This window comes from Actinoallomurus acaciae, assembly GCF_042429965.1.
Classification (GTDB): domain Bacteria; phylum Actinomycetota; class Actinomycetes; order Streptosporangiales; family Streptosporangiaceae; genus Actinoallomurus; species Actinoallomurus acaciae.
Genome location: NZ_JBHLZP010000714.1, coordinates 1 through 3362, shown reverse-complemented (window position 1 = coordinate 3362; position 3362 = coordinate 1). Strand labels below are relative to the sequence as shown.

Sequence of the window (3362 nt, the reverse complement as noted above, 5' to 3'; positions counted from 1 at the left end):
CGGCGCGCTGCGGCCGGCCTGCGCGAGGTCCTCGCCCTCATCGCCGAAGGCACGCTGGACCTCCCGGTCACCGAGGTCGGCGCGCTCGCGCAGGCGCCGGATCACCACGACGCGCTCGCCGAGGGGCGGGGGAGCGGCAAGTACGTCGTCCGGCCCGGGGCGTGACCCGGCGCGAGAGGGCCCCCGGGACCGCGGTCCCGGGGGCCCTCACACCGATCCGGTGGGAACGTCCTCCCGGAGGATCAGTAGACGCTGACGCCGTACGCGCTCAGCGCCTCGGTCACCGGCTGGAAGAAGGTCGTGCCGCCGGAGGTGCAGTTGCCGCTGCCGCCGGAGGTCAGGCCCAGAGCCGTCGTCCCCGCGTAGAGCGGGCCACCGCTGTCACCGCCCTCGGCGCACACGGTGGTCTGGATCATCCCGGTCACGGTGCCCTCGGCGTAGTTCACCGTGGCGTTGAGCGCGGTGACCCGGCCGGAGTGCACGCCGGTCGTGCTGCCGCGCCGGTAGACCGTCTGGCCCACGGTGGCGTTGCCCGCGCTCGTGATGTCCTGGCTGCCGACCGTGCCGGACGGCGTGCCGCTGGTGGTGTAGCGGACGATCGCGTAGTCGTTGCCCGGGAACGAGCTGCTCTGCGTGTTGCCCAGCGCCGAGCTGTGGCCCGAGTCGGAGTACCACGTCGAGGCGATGTTGCCGCAGTGGCCCGCGGTCAGGAAGTAGTACGTGCTGCCGCTGCGGACGTTGAAGCCGAGCGAGCAGCGGTACTGCCCGCCGTAGATGGCGTCGCCGCCGCTCAGCCGCGTGGTGAACGCGCCCGCGACGTGGTCGACGCGGACCGCGCCGCCCAGCTGCTGCGCGGCCTTGGTGACCTGGGCGAGCCTGGCGCCGGTGACGGTGCTGTCGACCGACAGTACGACCTGGTCGCCGACCGGGTCGACCGCCCACGCGGTACCCGGCACGCGCGCCGTGCTCTGCAGCGTGTTCGTGGCCGCGGCGAGCTGGGCGCCGCTGTAGGCGACCGTCTTGGGCACGGCGCCGGCCGCTCGTACGGTCTTGGCATCGGACGTGTTGGTGACGGTGACGACGAGCTTGTTCGTGGCGTGGTCCAGGTAGGACCCGGCGGAACGGGATCCGAGCTGGCCGGCCAGCTTGCCGGCGACCTGCGACGGATCCACCTGCGAGGCGGAAGCCTGCGCGGATGCGGCGACGAGTGTGCCGCCGACCAGCCCGGCCGCCGCGACGATCAGTCCGGCGCGTCGGGATGCAGTGAACCTCACACGAGCCTCCCTCAGGGGGTGGCGGGCGCGCCCCGATGGCGCACCCGAGGGATGGCGCGGTACGGCGGGGCCCGCTCGGGCGGAAGGTCTGGGGCATCCGCGTTCGCGGGGCTGTGAACCGAGTACCTTGCCTGCCGAGAGGTTCACTCATCTAGTAAAATTTTGCAAGATTCTTAGTAAGTCCGGTTTTGGCCATGGAAGCCGTATCCTCGGGGGCGGCGAGCCGTTGGACACAGAGCGGGGGCGTCAGGCCCGGGGTCCGGGTACGCCTATGCGCGGTAGCCGATCGATCGCGGAATGCTTTCGAAGGTCAAGAGCTATCTGAGAGTTCGCTGTAAATGACCGGCCCAGGTCAGCCGACCTGTCCGAATGTGAGAGCCTTGCCTAACGATGGACCATCCTGTATTCGTAGCATTCATCCTGGTAGCAGGCCTGATCATGGCCGTCCTCGCGCAGTGGCGCGGCTGGCGGCCATCATTGTGGACCTCCCTCGCGGTGGGCATCGGACTGCGGCTGATCCTCCTGGTCGTCGCCGCGACCGCCGCGTGGCAGCCGGTCGACTACAACGAGGGCTTTCGGCACGCCGGGCGCGCCATCCTGCACCACCAGGATCCGGTGCTCGCGACTCAGGGGTCCTGGCACTTCCTGCCGATGATCCCCTACTTCTACGCGCTGGTGCTGGCCACCGGGCTGCCGTGGGAGGTCGCCGGCCGGGTGGTCACGTTCCTGGCCGACATCGCCTTGATCGTGCTGGTCGGCAGGCTGGCCGGACGTAAGTACCAGGCCCAGGCGCGCTTCCAGTACGCCTGCAACCCGATCGCCCTGATGGTCGCGATCATCCACGGCCAGGTGGAGCCCGTCGCCCTCGCGTTCCTCGTCGGCGCGTACGTCGTGGCGCGTGCCGCACCCGCGCCGCAGGGCGAGGGCGGAAACCGGGCCGCGATGTACGCCGCGTGGGCGGGGGCGCTGTTCGGGTTCGCGCTGTCGGCCAAGAGCTGGCCGATCATCTTGCTGCCGGTGCTCCTGGCCATGCTGCCCTCCTGGCGCCAGCGCCTGTACGGGCTCGTCGCCGCCGGCGCGGTGCCGGTGTTCTTCCTGGTCACGCTGCCGCTCGTGGTGGACAGCTCGTGGTCGGGCATCCTCGACGTCGCCCGTTACCTCGGCGAGGTGCGGCCCATCGTCGGCGAGTGGGGCTGGACCGCCGTGATGACCGGCGGTGACTGGCAGCTCGCCTCGGCCGCCGCCTCGATCGGGCAGGTCATCCTGTACTCCACGATCGCCCTCGTCATGTGGCTGTGGTGGCGCTCGGACCGGATCGACCAGACCTCGGCGATCCTGCTCGCATTCATGATCGTGACCCCGCGGATGGGCGCGCAGTACCTCCTCTGGTTCGTCCCGTTCCTGTGCGCCCGCCCGACGCGCTGGAGCCGTCCGGCGACGACGCTGGCCGCCATCTGGGCCGGGCTGGGCTACCTCTACCTCACCCAGTTCGACGACAACGGCTGGTGGAAGAACCACGAGTGGTGGGCGATCAGTTCGGTGGCGGTGATCCCGCTCCTGGTACTCGCGATGCCGTGGGCCCGCCGCGTGTCGCGCCCGGCCAAGCAGGCCCTGCTCCCGGAGACCGAACTCATCACCACCGGTTCGTGAGCGTTCGGGTGACCTAGGCCCGGTCAGCGCCGGCCGACGGCCCGGTCAGCGCCGGCCGACGAACTCCAGCAGGCGGTCCGGTGTCAGGGCGTGGGCCGTGACGCCGTCGCGGCCGGTCATCGTCTCGGCCGCGAGCAGGGCGTTCACCACGGCCTCCTCGGTGGCCTCGATGACGCCGTGGAAGAGCGGGTCGAGGTGGGCGTCGGCCAGCGCGTCGACCTGGAACACTCGCGGCGGCTCGGTGCCGGGCGCGTCGGAGGGCAGCCGGCCGCGGTTGGCGGTGGAGAACGCGAGGAAGCCGTCGCCGCTGAAGTTCTCCCCGGCGCCGCCCGTACGGGCGATGCCCAGGCCGGCCCGCTGGGCCAGCCGCCGGCACTGGTGGGGCAGCAGCGGCGCGTCGGTCGCCACGATCGCGATCACCGAGCCCGCGCCCTCGGC

General features: G+C 71.3%; 4 protein-coding genes. 2 read left to right on the top strand and 2 right to left on the bottom strand.

Translation table 11 applies throughout. The features are described from left to right. The first annotated feature begins 18 nt into the window (after positions 1-18). A complete protein-coding gene (locus tag ACFFNX_RS45585) occupies positions 19-165 on the top strand; it encodes a zinc-binding dehydrogenase (RefSeq protein WP_378212558.1) in 147 nt (48 codons plus the stop codon). 77 nt (positions 166-242) lie between these two features. On the opposite strand, the gene ACFFNX_RS45580 is transcribed toward ACFFNX_RS45585, so the two are convergent. Continuing rightward, entirely contained in the window at positions 243-1274 is a 1032-nt protein-coding gene (locus ACFFNX_RS45580; protein WP_378212557.1) for a S1 family peptidase, read from the bottom strand. 438 nt (positions 1275-1712) lie between these two features. Here ACFFNX_RS45580 and ACFFNX_RS45575 point away from each other — a divergent pair, with 438 nt between their 5' ends. Further along, positions 1713-2924, top strand: a complete 1212-nt coding sequence (locus tag ACFFNX_RS45575; protein WP_378212556.1) for a glycosyltransferase 87 family protein — start codon at positions 1713-1715, stop codon at positions 2922-2924. 45 nt (positions 2925-2969) lie between these two features. Here ACFFNX_RS45575 and ACFFNX_RS45570 read toward each other — a convergent pair. After that, positions 2970-3362, bottom strand: a 393-nt coding sequence (locus tag ACFFNX_RS45570) for a P1 family peptidase (RefSeq protein WP_378212554.1), incomplete at its 5' end; no start/stop codon positions are given.

What these genes read in the sequence shown, in the direction of transcription:
- ACFFNX_RS45575 (WP_378212556.1), top strand. Translation starts at nt 1,713, where the DNA reads ATGGCCGTCCTCGCGCAGTGGCGCGGCTGGCGGCCATCATTGTGGACC.